This window comes from Paenibacillus oceani (assembly GCF_014705615.1).
GTDB lineage: Bacteria > Bacillota > Bacilli > Paenibacillales > NBRC-103111 > Paenibacillus_AB > Paenibacillus_AB oceani.
The window spans coordinates 1-17,682 of sequence record NZ_JACXJA010000047.1 but is presented as its reverse complement, the minus strand read 5'-3'; the positions used below and the strand labels follow the sequence as shown (position 1 = coordinate 17,682).

At 54.6% G+C, this 17,682-nt stretch carries 17 protein-coding genes and 1 pseudogene; 16 read left to right on the top strand and 2 right to left on the bottom strand.

What is annotated here, in order from left to right; genetic code table 11:
- Positions 1 to 142: 142 nt before the first annotated feature.
- On the bottom strand, positions 143 to 1,066 hold the full coding sequence (rbsK, locus tag IDH45_RS27690) for a ribokinase (RefSeq protein ID WP_190931393.1): 924 nt from the start codon (positions 1,064 to 1,066) through the stop codon (positions 143 to 145).
- Positions 1,067 to 1,265: 199 nt separating this feature from the next.
- Positions 1,266 to 2,144, bottom strand: coding sequence for an SMP-30/gluconolactonase/LRE family protein (locus IDH45_RS27685; RefSeq protein WP_190931392.1), 879 nt, complete (start codon positions 2,142 to 2,144; stop codon positions 1,266 to 1,268).
- Positions 2,145 to 2,377: 233 nt separating this feature from the next.
- Here IDH45_RS27685 and ytxC point away from each other — a divergent pair, with 233 nt between their 5' ends.
- From ytxC to IDH45_RS27605, 16 genes and pseudogenes are all read left to right on the top strand, one after another.
- Positions 2,378 to 3,298, top strand: a complete 921-nt coding sequence (gene ytxC / locus IDH45_RS27680; RefSeq protein ID WP_190931391.1) for a sporulation protein YtxC — start codon at positions 2,378 to 2,380, stop codon at positions 3,296 to 3,298.
- A gap of 402 nt (positions 3,299 to 3,700) precedes the next feature.
- Entirely contained in the window at positions 3,701 to 5,638 is a 1,938-nt protein-coding gene (gene thrS, locus IDH45_RS27675) for a threonine--tRNA ligase (RefSeq protein WP_190931390.1), read from the top strand.
- A 341-nt stretch (positions 5,639 to 5,979) separates the two neighbouring features.
- Positions 5,980 to 6,300, top strand: a pseudogene (locus IDH45_RS27670) (TGS domain-containing protein); the annotation flags it as partial.
- A 200-nt stretch (positions 6,301 to 6,500) separates the two neighbouring features.
- Positions 6,501 to 7,244 carry a 3D domain-containing protein gene (locus tag IDH45_RS27665; protein WP_223837014.1) on the top strand — a complete coding sequence of 248 codons (744 nt, stop codon included), beginning with the start codon at positions 6,501 to 6,503 and terminating at the stop codon, positions 7,242 to 7,244.
- A gap of 150 nt (positions 7,245 to 7,394) precedes the next feature.
- The gene (locus IDH45_RS27660) at positions 7,395 to 7,925 is read left to right on the top strand and encodes an RNA polymerase sigma factor (protein WP_190931388.1); all 531 of its coding nucleotides are present in this window, start codon (positions 7,395 to 7,397) and stop codon (positions 7,923 to 7,925) included.
- Between the two features lie 78 nt (positions 7,926 to 8,003).
- Positions 8,004 to 8,144 (top strand): hypothetical protein, encoded by a 141-nt coding sequence (locus tag IDH45_RS27655; protein ID WP_190931387.1) that lies wholly within the window; start codon positions 8,004 to 8,006, stop codon positions 8,142 to 8,144.
- A gap of 242 nt (positions 8,145 to 8,386) precedes the next feature.
- Complete coding sequence (liaF, locus tag IDH45_RS27650; protein WP_190931386.1) at positions 8,387 to 9,406, top strand: cell wall-active antibiotics response protein LiaF; 1,020 nt, start codon at positions 8,387 to 8,389, stop codon at positions 9,404 to 9,406.
- Positions 9,403 to 10,479, top strand: a complete 1,077-nt coding sequence (locus tag IDH45_RS27645; protein WP_190931385.1) for a HAMP domain-containing sensor histidine kinase — start codon at positions 9,403 to 9,405, stop codon at positions 10,477 to 10,479. Before liaF ends, IDH45_RS27645 begins: the two co-directional genes overlap by 4 nt.
- The gene (locus tag IDH45_RS27640) at positions 10,476 to 11,150 is read left to right on the top strand and encodes a response regulator (protein ID WP_190931384.1); all 675 of its coding nucleotides are present in this window, start codon (positions 10,476 to 10,478) and stop codon (positions 11,148 to 11,150) included. The genes IDH45_RS27645 and IDH45_RS27640 overlap by 4 nt, the downstream gene beginning before the upstream one ends.
- 64 nt (positions 11,151 to 11,214) lie before the next feature.
- Entirely contained in the window at positions 11,215 to 11,628 is a 414-nt protein-coding gene (locus IDH45_RS27635; RefSeq protein ID WP_190931383.1) for a YugN family protein, read from the top strand.
- Positions 11,629 to 11,815: 187 nt separating this feature from the next.
- A complete protein-coding gene (locus IDH45_RS27630) occupies positions 11,816 to 13,360 on the top strand; it encodes a S1C family serine protease (protein ID WP_190931382.1) in 1,545 nt (514 codons plus the stop codon).
- Between the two features lie 156 nt (positions 13,361 to 13,516).
- Positions 13,517 to 14,203 carry a response regulator transcription factor gene (locus IDH45_RS27625; protein ID WP_190931381.1) on the top strand — a complete coding sequence of 229 codons (687 nt, stop codon included), beginning with the start codon at positions 13,517 to 13,519 and terminating at the stop codon, positions 14,201 to 14,203.
- Positions 14,204 to 14,206: 3 nt separating this feature from the next.
- Positions 14,207 to 15,676, top strand: a complete 1,470-nt coding sequence (locus IDH45_RS27620) for a sensor histidine kinase (protein WP_190931380.1) — start codon at positions 14,207 to 14,209, stop codon at positions 15,674 to 15,676.
- A gap of 68 nt (positions 15,677 to 15,744) precedes the next feature.
- Positions 15,745 to 16,695 carry a 4-hydroxy-3-methylbut-2-enyl diphosphate reductase gene (locus tag IDH45_RS27615; protein ID WP_190931379.1) on the top strand — a complete coding sequence of 317 codons (951 nt, stop codon included), beginning with the start codon at positions 15,745 to 15,747 and terminating at the stop codon, positions 16,693 to 16,695.
- A gap of 11 nt (positions 16,696 to 16,706) precedes the next feature.
- Positions 16,707 to 17,264 (top strand): DUF2062 domain-containing protein, encoded by a 558-nt coding sequence (locus tag IDH45_RS27610; protein WP_317891303.1) that lies wholly within the window; start codon positions 16,707 to 16,709, stop codon positions 17,262 to 17,264.
- 285 nt (positions 17,265 to 17,549) lie between these two features.
- Positions 17,550 to 17,682 (top strand): transposase (locus tag IDH45_RS27605; protein ID WP_317891306.1); only part of this gene is annotated, 133 nt, incomplete at its 3' end.

The window sequence follows — 17,682 nt, the reverse complement described above, 5'->3', positions numbered from 1 at the left end:
TGCCAGCTACATTGAATGTAACTGGCACCGGTACGGTTGTATATCGCATTTTCGTCTCATTATCGCCGCATTGTCGCTTTTTACGACGATCCGCATATAATCGAACGATCGGCATAGTTCCGAATACGCCGGCCAGAAATGACTACCGACCCGCTTCCATAACCTCGTCCAGCTTCGGCATGCCGTCCTGCGCGCCGAATTTCGTAACCGACAGCGAAGCGGCTTTGCCCGCAAAGGAGACGGCCTGATGAAGCGTCCACCCGAGAGCGAGTCCGTAGCTTAAAGCGGCGTTAAACGAGTCGCCTGCGCCTGTCGTATCGACGACCGAAACGGTCAAGGCCGGAACCGTGACTAGAGCGCCGCTGTCGTCCAAATAGGAGCTTCCCGCCGCTCCGCGAGTGACCACAACCTTATGTCCATGACGCCGCTCCCAATCGGTCATGCTTTGCTGCCAGGCGGCTTCCGAATCGGGCTCCGCGCCGCTCAACGCGGCAAATTCGGTCTCGTTGGGCGTCAATAGATCGACCAGCTGAAGCAGCTCATCCGGCAGCGGTTTGGCCGGAGCAGGGTTCAGCACCGTCTTTACTCCTGCGGAACGGGCGATCGTGAGTGCTTGCCGTACGCTCTCCAGTGGAATTTCCAGCTGCACGAGCAGCAGATCGGCTTGCCGGATAAGCGATTCGCAGGAGGAGACCTGATCCGCTGAGCAATGTTCGTTAGCTCCGGCTACGATGGCGATACAATTATCTTGACGGGTATGGAAAATAGTGGCCGTACCCGTAGATACGCCTTCCAATACAGAGATATGCTCCGTATTCACTCCATGGCGTTTCATTTGACCGATAATCTGATCGCCGAACGGATCGCCGCCTACGGCGCCGATCATGTCGATCTGAGCGCCCAGGCGGGAACAGCCGACGGCTTGATTGGCGCCTTTGCCCCCGGGAATATAGTGAATACTTTGGGCTTGAACGGTTTCCCCGACTTTCGGCATTTGTTCCATAGAAATGACGAGGTCCATATTTAAGCTTCCAACGATAACGATACGCGGAGTTTTGACCGGCATCGGGCTTCCCCCTTGTGTAGTTCTATGATTTAGTTCTTGCATAGTCGTTCTTTTAGTAGAGTAGCGAATCATCTAGTCCAATGATATCTCGATTTGGGGTATCTTTTATACGATTTGGCTATCTTTTTGATCAGCCTATACACAAAAAAGCACCGGCTCCGGAACGAAATTCCGTAAGCCGGATACCTTTGTAACCCGATTAACCGCCGAATCCGTAAGTAGGCAAACCTTTAACAGCGGACCGGTAGACGAAAAGTCCGCCAGCGAGCGGCTGATTCGCCAGACTTGTCTCTGAAATGCCGGTTCTTGCGGAGGTAATGTACAGCTCATCCAGATCGGGACCGGCGAACGAACACGAGCTGGATTGCTCGGCCGGGACGTCCACTTTCAGCAAAAGCTCGCCTGTGGCGGGGTTCCATCTGCGGATGCCGTATCCTCCCCACAGGGCGACCCAGATCATCCCTTCCTCGTCGCAGGTCATCCCGTCCGGGACGGCGCCCGGTTCCGTTACTTCCGCGACTACCCGGGGATTGCTGATCTCTCCGGTGGCCAGGTCATAGTCGTAGGCCATCACTTTTTTCGTAGGGGAGTCGATATAATACATCGTGCGGTTGTCCGGGCTCCAGGCCAGTCCGTTCGAGCACGATACGTTTTCCAGTACGGTGCGGATCGTCAGATCCGGTTCCAGGCAATACAGGGCGCCTTGTCCGGGCGTTCCGTCCAACGACATCGTGCCGGCCCAGAATCGTCCGGCGGCGTCGCATTTCCCGTCGTTGAACCGGGTGTTCGGCTTGCGGCCATCCGGATTGCCGAGAAAAATCAGTTCTCCGGTTGCCGGATCGCAGGCGTAGAAGCCGTCCTCCAAAACGATGACCGTCCCGCCCGATCTGCGCGGCACGACCGCACCGATTCTGGAAGGAACCGATATGGATGCGACCGTTTTTTGCGCGGCTACATCGTATGTATGCAACGTTTTTTCTTCGATATTGACCCAGTACAGGCAGCCGTTACGCTCGTCCCAGCTCGGTCCTTCTCCCAACGCCGCTTTGGCGTCCACTGCGAGTTCCGCTTGCGACATCCTGATATCCTCCCTAAGGCATATTTCCTACATTATACACTGTTTCGTCCGCTTGTGGTCATCAATTCGTCGGCTCATCAGATAACCGCTGTTCAGGTGCCAAATTGTTGTTTGTATATCTCCTTTGCTCCAGCCATATACTTTTAGAAAGCCGTAATTGGATCGGCCGCTGTATGTAAGGCTTCGGGTACGAAGCTGTTCGTATTACCGGTCGCAAGAAGGGAGTGAGTCAGGTGGAGCTGTTTGCCGTTACGCTATCGAAAGATTGGGCGTCCTACATCGACAAGCTGTACGTCAAGCTGTCGTTTGCCGCCCGGGATTTACATAGGAAGGGTCATCCGGTGCGGATCGAATGCGATACGTTCAAGACGCATACGACGCTGCGGTGCGTGGCGGAGCTGCCCGAATTCCGGCTCGACGAGTCGGGAACGGCGGTATTCCGCATGGCAGCCGATACGCTGGCCTCCTATATTTTGGACGAGATGGAGCCGCGTCTGCTGCGCGAGATCATCACGGGACCGTACCGATATACCGAAGAGGAAGAAATAACGTCCATTGAGCAATATTGCAAGCAACTGCTGGGCGAGCCCGAGCCAAGCGAAAGTCTGCCCAAGCCGCGGCAGCGGACGCAGCATAAAATAGCCGATGCTTTGTTTGCCTATCTGGAAGAGCATAACCGGCTGCATCTGCTCGGCTTCATCCGGTTCCGGCTGGCCGATTATACCAGCGAGCTCCGCGAGGTGGCGGAGTACGCGATCGACGAATACATTATGGATATGCAGTATCAGGAGTTTATTTCGCTGCTCAAATATTTTGTATACATTCAGGAAACGAAAATTCCGGTCGCTCATCTGATGCATCACGGCGGCAGCGACTTTACGATGTACAACGAGCAGATGAAACCGATCAATACTTCCGAGTTTGAAGGGTTCACCATGGAGCTCATCGACAAGGAGATTAATTTCGAGGATATGATCGTGAGCACGCTCATCTCGGTATCGCCGCAAAAAATCGTCATTCATACCCGGGAGCCGGAAGAGCAGATTGTCAAGACGATTATGCAAATCTTTGAGAACCGGGCGATGGTGTGCACGTATTGCAAAGTGTGCGGAACTGTCCTGAGCGGAATGAACAAAGACCAGTCTTATCCGTAACCGGGACGCGGAGCGTTCCGGATTGGCGGCCATTGACACACCGGTACAGATCTTGTATCATGAGTGCATATAAAACCGATAATAAGCAATGACCAAAGACATGAATCCCTGCAAGACTGTCCAGAGAGAGGAGACTCGCGCTGCAATCTCCTTCTGTTCGACCAGCGGATTTACCCCTTTGCAGCTTTGGCTCGAACCCGCACAGGCGGCAGTAGAATCCAGCGTCTCATCCCCGTTACCGGATGCCATAAGGTTTCGTCTGCCATGACCGGCAGCGAAGCGAATTAGGGTGGAACCACGAGAACAAACACGCTCGTCCCTTGCGGGATCAGCGTGTTTTTTGTTGTTTCGCCAAGTCCAACAACCGGTCCCTAACCGGGCACAAGCAGGAGGAAAACGAAAATGTCGATCAAGATCACCTTGCCGGACGGAGCGGTCCGGGAATACGCAACCGGGAGCACCATCGAAGACGTAGCGGGATCAATCAGCTCCGGACTGAAAAAAAACGCGGTAGCCGGTAAAGTGGACGGCAAAGTAGTCGATTTGAACCACAAGCTGGAAGCCGACGCGAAAGTGGAAATCGTGACGCTCGATTCCGATGACGGACTCGAAGTGTACCGCCACAGTACGGCGCACTTGATGGCGCAGGCGCTTAAGCGGATATACGGCGATAAGGGCGTGAAGCTCGGCATCGGTCCGGTTATCGAAGACGGCTTTTACTACGACATCGATCTGGAGCAGCCGGTCTCCTCGGAAGATCTGGAGAAGATCGAGAAGGAAATGGAGAAGATCACCCAGGAGAACTTGCCGATCGTCCGCCGCGAAGTAAGCCGCGAAGAAGCGATCCGCATCTTCGAAGAGATGGAAGACCCGCTGAAGCTGGAGCTTATCCGCGATCTGCCCCAGGATTCGGTTATTACGATTTACGATCAGGGCGAGTTTTTCGATTTGTGCCGGGGGCCGCACTTGCCTTCGACCGGACGGATCAAGGCGTTTAAGCTGCTCAGCGTAGCGGGCGCTTACTGGCGCGGAGATTCCAAAAACAAAATGCTGCAGCGCATCTACGGCACCGCATTCCCGAAAAAAGCGCAGCTGGACGAGCATCTCGTATTGCTCGAGGAAGCGAAGAAACGCGACCATCGCCGGATCGGCAAAGATTTGAAGATGTTTACGTTCTCCAAGGAAGTCGGCCAAGGTTTGCCGCTGTGGCTGCCCAAAGGCGCGAAGCTTCGCCGTCTGATCGAACGGTACATCGTCGATCTGGAAGAGTCGCTTGGTTACGATCATGTGTATACGCCGGTGCTCGGCAGCGTCGAATTGTACAAAATATCGGGCCACTGGGAGCACTATCAGGAAGATATGTTTCCGAAAATGGAGCTGGACAACGAGGAGCTCGTCCTTCGTCCGATGAACTGCCCGCACCATATGATGATTTACAAAAGCGATCTGAGAAGCTACCGCGATCTGCCGATCCGCGTAGCCGAGCTGGGCACGATGCACCGCTACGAGATGTCGGGCGCGCTGACCGGTCTTCACCGCGTACGCGCCATGACGCTGAACGACGCCCACATCTTCTGCCGTCCGGATCAGATCAAGGAAGAGTTTGCGCGCGTCATCGGCCTGATCCGTCAAGTGTACGAAGACTTCGGCATCAAAGACTACCGCTTCCGTCTGTCGTACCGCGATCCGAACGACACCGAGAAATATTTCCCGGACGACGCGATGTGGGAAATGTCCCAGCGTATGCTGAAGGAAGTCGTCGAGGAGATGAACCTTCCTTACTTCGAAGCGGAAGGCGAAGCGGCGTTTTACGGACCGAAGCTCGACGTGCAGATCCGCACCGCGCTCAAAAAGGAAGAAACGCTGTCGACCGCGCAGCTTGATTTCCTGCTGCCGGAGCGGTTCGGCCTCGAATATGTCGGCGAAGACGGCAACAAGCACCGTCCTGTCGTCATTCACCGCGGGATCGTGAGCACGATGGAGCGAATGACGGCGTTCCTGCTGGAAAACTTCGTAGGCGCGCTGCCGACCTGGCTGTCCCCGGTTCAGGCCGTAGTCATCCCGGTATCCGACAAATTCGACGACTACGCGAAGCAAACGGTTGAGCGTCTGCTTGCCGCCGGCGTCCGCGCCGAAGCGGATCTGCGCAACGAGAAGCTCGGTTACAAAATCCGCGAGGCGCAGCTCGAGAAGACGCCTTATATGCTCGTTGTCGGCGAGAACGAAGTGAATAACGGAACGCTTTCGGTGCGCAAACGCGGCGAAGGTGATATCGGGGCCCATGGGACCGATGCCGTGGTGGCTATGATTACCGAAGAGATTCGCAGCAAAAAAGCTTAATGAGGTTTTTCACGCACTTCATGATACAGGCTATGACCAAAGACATGAATGCCGGCAAAGCTTCCCAGAGAGAGGGGAACAGGTGAAAGCCCCTCAAGCCGCCGCCGGACATTTACCGCTTTGCAGCCGCTATGGCGAACGGACGGACCGCTCTTTAGGGCCCAGTCTCACTAGCTGCAGCCGCCTCATCCCCGTTACCGGATGCCGTAAGGTAACGCGCGCTTGCCGGTGAAGGAAGCGGCGGTACGAACTTAGGGTGGAACCACGAGACAAGCGCTCGTCCCTTTCCGAGGGATGGGCGTGTTTTTTCGTTCTCATAAACCAATAGGGACGAATATCAAATGTCGATTCAAGTGGAATTGCCGGACGGGTCTGTAAGGGAGTATGTGCCGGGTACGACTGTCGCTGAGGTGGCCGGGTCGATCAGTTCTTCCTTAAAGAAGCTTGCGGCTGCCGCCAAAGTAAACGGCAAATTAGTGGATTTAAGTTGCAGGCTCGAGAACAGCGCGAAGGTTGAGATTATTACGCTGGATGGCGCGGAAGGACTCGAGGTCTATCGTCACAGTACGGCGCATCTGATGGCGCAGGCGCTCAAGCAGATCTACGGGAACAAGGAAGTCAAGCTGGGGATCGGCCCGGTTATCCAGGATGGCTTTTATTATCGTAGGCGAGAACGAGGAACGCGACGCCACAGTCTCGGTCCGCAAGCGGGACGGGAGCGACCTCGGCTGCTTCCGGGCAGACGTTGTAAGCGGCATGATCGAGGACGATGTGAAGGGCAAAAGATAACCGAACGTATTTGTTGCATAGCCTGAACCGGATCGGGGCATCCTCTTCTGTGTAAGGGGAGGTAACCCATATCATGTTATCATCGAAAGTACGACTGTCCAGACGATTTTGGGCGGCGCTGCTGATGGCGCTGCTGCTGGCAGTGGGAGGAACGATGGAAAGCCGGTCGGGCGACGGATACGCCCAGTCGGCGGCAGCCCGGGCCAGCTTATCTGCCGGCATCGGCGCTGCAGCGCCGTCGGAGGAGCAGCCCGGCCAGACGGATGACCCGGCGCAAACGGCGGCGGCTTCCGCGTCCGCGTCTTCCAGCGACACGGTTATCGAACGATTGTCGAAGCTCAAGTCCCGGCAAGAGCTGATCGAAAAAAATAAACAGTTCCCGATGCTTCACGCCGATCCGTCCCAGTTTCTGGAGACGGTTGAGGTTGTAGCTACCGGCTATTACGCCGGAGTCGAATCGACCGGCAAACGTCCCGGACATCCGCAATACGGCATTACGTACTCTGGAGTCAAGGTGCAGCAGGGCGTGCTGTCGACGATCGCCGCCGATCCGAAGGTGTTCCCGCTGGGAACGATTCTGTATATCCCCGGATACGGATACGGCATCGTAGCGGACACCGGCTCTGCGATCAAAGGCTTTAAGATCGACTTGTATTACAAGACGAAAGATCAGATTTACAAAGAATGGGGCAAAAAAACGGTTAACGTATTTGTCGTCAAACGGGGCGAAGGACGCGTCCGGGAGGAAACTTTACAGCAATGGAACGACATCTGGTCCGAGGTTTCCACTCGAAAAGTGAGTTCTATTGCCTTATAATGCAAGATTTAGAAGAAACGGATACTCCGCGTGTCGAAAACGGGATATTCGTTTCTTTTATTTTTACCTATAATATGCTAAAATGTTCCATACGGAAAGCGCATTCATCACTGCTGGACTATTCCTTTTTTTCTATAGGAGATGATCCTGATGTGGACGAGCTTGATTCAAACGGACCAAAGCAGCAAGGAGCAGCAAGATGAATTGCTGATGGATGTTTACAAGCAGATGTTCATCGTAACGTATTCGATTATGCGCAACAAGTCAGAAGCGATGGATGCCGTTCAGGAATCTTGGGTCAAAATTTTGCGTAAGCTCGACACGCTGCGCGACCGGGATAAGCTGATGCAGTGGGCCAAAGTAATCGCAACCAACACCGCCTATAACATGATCAAGCGTAAAGTTGCCGTTTCGCTTTGTTCGCCGGAGGAGGACGGGATGGTGCTGGCTTCATCCGAAGGGGTTGAGGACCGGGTGCTGCGCAACATTATTTTCGAGGAAATTGCCAAGCTGGAGGAGAAGACGAGACAAATTTTAACATACAAATTTTATTACGATCTGAAAGACAAGGAGATCGCGGAGCGGATGGATTTGCCGCTCGGCACCGTCAAAGCCCGCATCCACCGTGGCAAGGAGCAGCTGAGGGCGATGCTGAACGACCCGATGCTGAAGCCGGACTGAGGTTTTGGATTTCAGGCTGATCCCTTACATAATTTCTGCCTCTCCATCAAATAATACAATACGTGGAGGTGAGTGGACATGGCGAAAAACAACAGAAACAACCAACAAAACGAGCAAAATCAGCAAAACAATAACGCTGAGTTTGCTGAAGAAGTAACTGCGCGCGCCAACAACAAAAACGCGAAAAACAACGCGAACGCAAACGCAAACCGCGAGTAATCATACGACAGCAAAGGGTTGTCCCCGAAGATCTAGCGATCCGGGGACGGCCTTTTTTTATTTCTTATCCCTGATCGCCGTTAGCACTCAATCCCCCGCCGCGGCACGACCTTCGCCAAGTATCATATCCGTCTCGAGACCGAGAACGATTTCAATCCGCCGACTCTATATTTCCCGCTCGAATTCTCATACAATGAAAGTACGGAAAAGGGTGACAAACCCAAAGCATGGAGGAATGGATCATGAGAAGCGACTTTTGGAGCAAGGCGATCGGCGGTTTCGTGCTGATCGGGATCGGCGTTTTGTTTCTGCTGAACCAGATCGACATTATCGATATGGACCTGGGATACATCATTTCGCATTTCTGGCCGTTGGTGCTGATCTTTATCGGACTGAGCGGCATTCTTTCGCAGCGCAGCCTCCATCGGGGCGGCGGAGGAGGGTTCGTTTGGGGACTGTTCATGATCGCCCTCGGACTCGTATTCCTGAACAACAATTTCGGATGGATTCCCGGCTTCGGCATCTCCGATCTGATCAAGTTTGCGATTCCCGTCATTCTGATTCTGGTAGGACTCCGGATCTTGTTCCGCCGGCGGGAGCCGCAGCAGGAGCCGCCCTACACGCCCAAAGACTGGCAGCCGTACTCCTCCAGTCTGGATCAACAGGATGCTCCCGATCCACGGATGAACGAGCCGCGCGAACATGCCGATCCGTCGTTCGCCCCTCCGCCCCCGCCTCCTCCGCCGGCCTGGTCCGATGACCGCGATGAGCGGCGCAGAGCCAGACGGGACTGGAGACAGCAGAAGCGGGAATGGAAGCATGAGTGGAAGGACGAGTGGAAAGAAAACTTCGGCCACCACGACTACGGCTGCTCCGGCAAAGGGGTCGACAACCGTCACAATTTTATCGGCGACATCCATATCGGAAGCGATTATTGGCAGCTGAAGCCGCTTAACATCTCCCATTTCGTCGGAGATACGGTGATCGATCTGACGCGTGCGGACATTCCGTTCGGCGATACGACGATCAACATATCCGCCTTTGTCGGCGACGTAAAAGTGTTCGTGCCTAATGACGTGCAGGTGGGCGTCAGCGTCCGGATCTCGGCCTTTATCGGGGATATGAGCGTGTTCAACCGCCGCGAAGGCGGGCTGTTCCGCAATATGAACGAGGAAACGGTCCAATATCGGGATGCCGAGAAACGGATTCGGATCAACGTCAGCACATTCGTTGGAGATGTGAGGGTGAAGCGGGTCGGATGAATCGGTTAAGCAGATCGAGCAATATCAAATGGCAGCTGTTGAGTTATTTTCTGGCCGCGCTCGCGATCGTAACGGGCGGAATGGGCGCAGGCTGGCTCCTGTGGCGCGATGCGCTCTCGGACAACAATATTTGGGTTGAATACGTGTTATTGCTGGTAGCGTCAGGCATAGCCATCTGTTATATGATCGTCACCCGGTATCAGCGCAAAATCGATACGCTGCATCTGGCCATCCTGCAACTGGCCAGCGGCAACTTGGGAGAAAGGATCCGTCCTCTGGGCATGGATCCGTTCGACCGTATATACAATGATTTTAACGTGATGGCTTCATCGCTCGAGAAGAGGGTCAAGCTGCTGCAAAAGGTCGGAGAAGAAAACGTGATGCTCCAGGCGGAGTCGAACGAGGCGGCGGTGATCGAGGAACGGAAGCGGCTTGCCCGGGATTTGCACGATACGGTCAGCCAGCAAATGTTCGCGATCCATATGTCCGCCTCTTCGCTCGCCAAGATGGTGCATCGAGGGCAGACCGAATCGGTGGCGCCGATTCTGGAGCAGCTGGTTACGATGTCGAATTTGACGCAGAAGCAGCTCCGGGGGATGATCGCCCAGCTGAGGCCGATCGAGCTGGAGGGCAAACGGCTGTCCGAAGCGCTCGACAAATGGTTTCCCGATTATTGCAGGCAAAACGGGCTGCAGGGCAGCATCGATATCCGGCTGGACGGGCCGCTCTCCGACGGCATCGAGCACCAGCTGTTCCTGATCGTCCAGGAAGGGATGGCCAATGTGGTCAAGCACGCGTCGGCGCGCCACGTCGAACTGACGCTTCACGATAACGGCAATCAGTACGTGCTGCAGATGAACGATGACGGACAAGGCTTCTCCAGCGATTCGATCCGCATGAACTCCTACGGACTGTCGACGATGCGGGAGCGGGCGCAGAAGCTGGGAGGAGAGATGGACATCTGGAGCAAGAGCGGGGCCGGAACCCGGATCAAGATCAGCATCCCTAAATTTATGGATGAGGACGAATCCGGCGGCGGGCAATCTGAAACGGAACAGGAGCAATCGGAATGACGGAACAGATGAAAATTATGATTGTCGACGATCACGATATGGTGAGGCTCGGGTTGAAGACGTATTTATCGCTGGAGGGCGATTTCGTTATTACCGGCGAAGCGGCGAACGGCAGAGACGCACTGACGAGGCTGAAGGAGACAAGCGAGGAAAATCTGCCCGATCTGATCCTGATGGATCTGATGATGCCGATTATGGACGGAGTTGAAACGACGAGGGAAGTCACCCGGCTTTATCCGGCGATTAAAGTTATCTTGCTGACCAGCTTCCTGGAGGATGAGAAAGTGCTTCAGGCCGTAGAAGCCGGTGCGGTTACTTACGTGCTGAAGACCGTTTCCTCCGACGAGCTCGCACACGTCGTCCGCAGTTCGCTGCGCGGCCTGCAGGTGATGAATGCCGAGGTGTCCCAGGCGCTGACCCGGGGATTGCGCCAAAGATCGACCCAGTCCGGACAAGACAACGGTGAAGGGCTGACCAGCCGAGAGAAGGAAGTGTTGCTGCTCATCGCAGACGGCAAGTCGAACAAAGACATATCTGAGGAGCTGCACATCAGCATCAAAACGGTAAAAACGCATGTCAGCAACCTCCTTATGAAGTGCGAGGTGGAGGATCGTACGCAGCTGGCCATCTATGCCCACCGGAAAGGATGGAGCGGCAATCCCGACGCTTAAATGGAAGAAGGGATAAATTATGCCGGTTTGGCCCAAGCTATTGGAAAAAGCGAAGGAGCCAGCCATGAAGCCGATACCATCTGCTCTTGAGAGCCGCACGGACCATTTCGATCATGTCAGGGACCATGTCCAGCAGTTTCAATTTACGCTCGGAGGCAACTGGGATTACACGCAGGGATGCTTCGACCGGGCGCTGGACGAAGAGCACAAAGTGTGGCTGCGCTTGCCGTTCGAGGTGACCCGCGGCCGTCTGGAAGGCGCCGAGACTTCCAATCCGGGGACGCTGATTATGATGGGCACGCCGTTTGTGCTGAAACATATTTACAACGAAGGACTCGATTCGGAAGCAGTCCCGCGTACGTACGGGGCGCTGATCGACCAGTTTCAGGACCCGGTCGACAAAGACGCGAGCGTAGAAGATCATTGGGTGACTCAAGCGAAGGAGCTGCTTCGCGAGGTGGAACAGGGGCTGGTATAGCCCCTTTTCGGCGTTTTCAGGTGCATCGTTTCTCGTAGTGACAAGATCCCTAGGGTACACGGCTTTTTTAGATTCCTTTTAGTTTGTTTTAAGGTTCGTTTAAGGTTGCGGGTGCAATATATAGACATAAGGAACAGCACCACTCGTTAACCGCCAGGGAGAACGAATCCGGAGGAGGAGATCTACAATGGACAACAACAAACGTGATTACAGCGACTTCTTCAAGCCGCAGGACGATACCCCTAACCGCAGCGCCCATGACGACGGGCAGAACGAACATAAAACCGAGAAGCCTTCGTACTACTACTCGTACGGACCTTTCAAATCGATTCCCGAAGAGCAGGGAGAGACGACGACCGCTTCATCCGAGCGGGGAACGTCGCAGGTGGAGATAACGGCGCCGCGCCCGGTGCGTCCGTACTTCGGTTATTCGCCCGAGCAGGACCGCCACATGCAGTCCGTCGCTCCGTCGCAAAACCAGTGGGAGTACAACAACGCCAAGAAAAAATCTTCCTTCAAGTCGTACTTCTCGGCTTTTATGGCTGGGGCCGTACTTGTAGGGGGACTGATGTTCGCATCCGACAAAATGGATCTGTTCGGCGGCTCCGGGGCGATCCCGGCCGTGAACGGCAGCGGTTCCGGTATCGTGAACAAGGCGAATGGAAGCGGAGGCAACGGAGGAGCGACTACCGCTGCGCTCGATTCGGTCGTACGACCGGGGAACATTTCCGAGATCGTTAACTACGCGAGCCCGGCTGTCGTTAAGATCAACACGTATGTCAAAGCGAGCAACCGTTCGAGAAGCAGCACGAACAACGACATTTTCAACTTCTTCTTCGGCGACGGACAGCGGCAGCAGACGCCCAATAATAACGGCAATCAGCGCCAGTCCGCGGGAATGGGCTCCGGCTTTATTTTCGACAAGGAAGGCTATATTTTGACGAACGAGCACGTCCTGAACGGGGCCGACGAAATCGAAGTTGAGGTTCAAGGGTACAGCGAGCCGTTCAAGGCGAAGCTGCTCGGGTCGGAATACAGTCTGGACCTGGCCGTGCTCAAGATCGAGAAGAAGGACGGCAAAGACTTCAGCTTCCTGGAAATGGGCAGCTCCGACGATATCGCCGTAGGCGAATGGGTCGTGGCGATCGGCAACCCGTACGGCTTCGACCATACGGTAACCGTAGGGGTGCTGAGCGCGAAGGAACGCCCGATCGATATCCCGGACAACCAAGGCACCCGCGAATACAAACATTTGCTGCAAACCGACGCTTCGATCAACCCGGGCAACTCCGGAGGCCCTCTGCTCAATCTGAAAGGGCAAGTTGTCGGGATCAACACGGCGGTCAGCGCCCAGGCGCAAGGAATCGGCTTCGCCATTCCGACAAGCACGGTCACCTCGGTGCTGGAGAACTTGAAAAACAACGTGAAAATTCCGATTCCTTATGTCGGCGTCGGCATCCAGGACATTCAGCCGAACTGGGTGCAGGAATTCAAGCTTGAAAATACGGACGGCGTCATCGTAGGCTCCATTACGCAGGGCGGACCTGCCGAGAAAGCGGATATTCAACCGGGCGACGTCATTATCGACATCAACGGAGAGAAAGTTCAAAACGTCGAGAAATTCCGGGAGAAAATCAAAAGCATGAAGGTCGGCGATAAAGTGACGATGACGATCGTGCGGAGCGGCTCGAAACTGACGACGGCTGTGACGCTCGGCGACATGAACAAATAATACCGGATACGCGGGCGATGCGAGGAAAGCAGATCGGGACGAACGAACGTTCCGCTGCTTTCCTTTTTTTCGGGTGCGGCTGTTTGCGTTCGTATCCGGGCGTATTATACGATAGAAGGATAAGAAGCTTGTTGGATGGGCAGGAGGGTGAGCCGCTTGAGAGAGCATATTTTGGTTATAGACGATGATGATAAAATTACGTCGATGCTGCGCCGGTCGCTTGCGTTCGAAGGGTATTCGGTCGTAACGGCGAACAACGGGGCTGAAGGGTTGAAGCAGATGCTGGCTCTGGAGCCGAATCTGCTCATCCTGGACGTGATGATGCCGCATATGGATGGATGGGAAGTATGCCGCCGCGTACGCGAGGGCGGGAGTCAGGTGCCGATTCTGATGCTGACGGCCAAGGACGAGATTGCGGACCGGGTGAAGGGGCTTGATCTCGGCGCCGATGATTATTTGGTGAAGCCGTTTGCCCTGGAGGAGCTGCTGGCCCGGGTCCGTTCCTTGCTCCGCCGCCGCGGAGGGGCTGAGGAACAGCGGACGAATCGAATCCAGTACGATGATATTTTGCTGGATCTGGACACCCGGGAGGTATTCCGCGCGGAGCGGCTCGTCGAGCTGACGACCAAGGAGTTCGAGCTGCTGCATCTGTTCATGCAAAATCCGAAGCGGGTGCTGTCGCGGGATACGATTATGGAGAAAATATGGGGCTACGACTACAGCGGGGAATCAAACGTGCTTGAAGTGTACATCGCCTTGCTGCGTCAAAAGCTGGAGGACCACGGGGAAAAGCGGATCATTCAGACGGTGCGGGGAGCGGGCTACGTGCTGAGAGGGGAATGACGGATGTCGATACGTCTGCGGTTGACGCTTTGGTATTCGGGTATATTGGCTGCTACTATTCTCGTATTCGGGGTTGCCCTGTATACGTTTTTGTCCTATAAAATGCGAACCGACTTGCGAAACGAATTGGTCATTCAGGCCCAAGAAGTGAACCGGGAAATCCGTGGATTCGGTTTCCTTTACAGCTTGCCGGATCTTCGCGAATTCAAGTCTTCCGGCATTTACATGCAGAGCATATCTATCCAGGGCCAAGTCAAACGATCGAGCAATTTGAACAGCAACTTACCTTATTCAGAAGAAAACATCAATTTGGCACTGCAAGGCAAAGGGTCGTACCAGATGATCCAAATAGGCCAATTTAAACTGCTTATGTATTACAGCCCGCTCGTGCTGGAAGGCTCGTTGGTAGGTGTTTTACAGGTGGCGACCCAAGTGGATGACGTGGAGCAGTTTTTGAATAATTTGAATCTTATCCTTATTCTCGTAGGGTTAATGGCCATCGTTTCCGCTGCTTCGGCCGGATGGTTTTTATCCCGCAAGGCGCTGAAGCCGATCGAAAACGTCATCACCGCTGCCAATGCGATCGAAAAAAGCGCCGACTTGGACAAGCGGATCGACTATAACGGGCCGAAGGATGAGATCGGCCGGCTGACGGACACGATTAACGGGATGTTGTCGCGTATCCAGATTATGTATTCGGAGCTGGATGACGCTTACCGGGCGCAGCGGCGGTTCGTGTCGGACGCTTCGCATGAGCTGCGTACGCCGCTTACGACGATTCGCGGCAATGTCGATTTTCTTGAGAAAATGTGGAAGGCGTTGCCGGCGATTGAGGGCAGGAGACCGGATGGCGATCTTCCGGCCCGACCGGCCGGAGAGGAAAGCGTGGAGCTTTCGCTGGAAGCGATGCACGACATCGCCTCAGAGGCGGAGCGGATGAGCCGGCTCGTCAACGATATGCTGTCCCTGGCGCGCGCCGATGCCGGGTTTTCGATGAACCGGGAAACGGTCGAGTTGAAACCGCTAGTGGACGAGGTCATCCGCCGGGCGCAGTTTCTGCCGCGCACCGTGGAGTGGGTGATCGGCGATCTGGAGCCGCTGGAGGGCGCCGCCGTAAGTGGCAACAAAGATTATTTGCAGCAGCTGATGTTTATCCTGATTGAGAATGCGTTCAAATATACTGATGAAGGCAAGGTCGAACTTGATGCTTTGCGGATGGGCGGGCAAGTGGGGCTCCGGATCAGCGATACGGGAATCGGAATGGATAAGGACGAGATCCCGCATATTTTCGAACGGTTTTACCGGGCCGATCCGTCCCGCGGCAAAAAGGCCGGCACCGGCCTCGGTCTCTCGATCGCCAAATGGATTATCGATCAGCACGGCGGGTCGATCGAGGTGAAGACGCGCAAGGAAGAAGGTACCACATTTGTCGTCTGGCTGCCGCTGCTCGGTTCGCTTCCCTCTACGGAATGAATGCGATATAATAGATGGAATATTTGACTTCCCGGACGATCCGGTGCGAAAGCAGGCGATGACTAGCGATGGAAGTGTTGAAAATATCTCCGAGAGGCTATTGTTACGGCGTCGTAGACGCCATGGTGCTGGCCCGTCAGACGGCCCGCAACCTCGATTTGCCCCGGCCGATCTATATATTGGGTATGATTGTGCATAATAGTCATGTCACCGAAGCTTTTGAGGACGACGGTATCATTACGCTTGATGGGGAGAACCGTCTCGAAATATTGGACCAAATCGATAAAGGTACGGTTATTTTTACCGCTCACGGAGTATCGCCCGAAGTCCGTCGCCGTGCGAGAGATAAAGGGTTGACGGTCGTCGATGCGACTTGCCCTGATGTCACGAAGACGCACGACCTGATCCGGGAGAAGACGGAGCAGGGGTACAAGATTATTTATATTGGCAAAAAAGGGCATCCCGAGCCGGAAGGCGCGATCGGCATCGCTCCGGACCATGTGCATCTGATCGAGAAGGAAGAGGAAATCGACCGGCTTGAGCTTAGCGCCGACCGGATCATTATTACGAACCAGACGACGATGAGCCAGTGGGACATTCGTCACATCATGAGCCGGCTGATCGGGAAATTTCCGCAGGCCGAGATTCACAACGAAATTTGCCTCGCGACCCAGGTTCGCCAGGAGGCGGTCGCGGAGCAGGCGAAGGAGGCCGACCTCGTCATCGTCGTCGGCGACCCGCGCAGCAACAACTCCAACCGGCTCGCGCAAGTATCGGAGGAAATTGCCGGAACGAAAGCGTACCGGGTATCCGACGTATCGGAGATCCAGAAGGAATGGCTGCTCGGCATTCGCAAAGTCGGCGTAACCTCGGGCGCTTCGACGCCAACCCCGATTACGAAGGAAGTCATTACGTATCTGGAACAGTTCGATCCGGAAGCTCCCGAGACATGGGAAATCAAGCGGACGATCAATAAGAGCAAGCTGCTGCCGCCGGTCAAATTAAACACCAAAGAATAGGATGATGAGCCGTGGCGGAGCAAGTCAAGCGTCGAACAACAGCCGATAACAAAATGTTTCTACGCAAGTATATTCGGGGACTGGGCCGCTGGTTCAAGTACCAGTACTTGCTGCTGACGCGCGCAAAAGGCGGGGCCGCGATCGTGGCCATGGGGTTCTCGATCGGCCTCGCGATAGAGATGTTCACGCTGCCTACGTTCGGGCTTGCGTTTTTCCTCATCTTCCCGCTCGTTTACTTGCTTCGGGCTAGTCTGGCCGCAGCTTTGATCGGCTTTGTATTCGGTAAAATCATCTACATTCCGGTCGCTTTCCTGAATGCGAAGGTCGGCGGACTTCTGGTACCGGACCGGTTCGACGAATGGCTTGCCGTGCTGCCACATTGGATCGGCAAGGCGCTGGCCGTCAACGCGAAGCTGATCGCCGGGGGGATCGTCGACGGGGCGATATTGGCGGCAGTGCTGTATATGCCGCTCAAATATGTGTTGGAGTTATTCGCCAGGAAGCGTACCGAGCGGCGTAAGATGCGCCGGGATCAGCTTGCGCTGGTGTTGAAGGAAACGAACCGTTAACTTCTATTTGGATAGAAATGAACGCAAACACGCCGAAGGCCTGTGCCGACGGCGTTTTTTTGATGCATAGTTTTCGCAAACTCGTGACTTTAGTCATGAGTTAGAAAACATCGGATAGGGCGTGGCTTATGCCACGTAAACGATCCGATACATGTTTAGGTGACTATTACAACAATCCCTTTAATGTCAAGGTTTCTATAGGTGAACGACGCTGACATATGTTACCCTGTAATCAGAGGTGATTATATGTCAGAAATAAAGCGTGGTCGTGGTTACGTCTAGGCCATTCAGTACCACATCGTATGGTGCGTAAAGTACCGACACAAGATACTTGTGGAAGAAATCGACGTAAGACTAAAAGAAATTCTTGTTCAGATTGCATCCGATAACAACTTCACTATATCTGAAATTGAAAGCG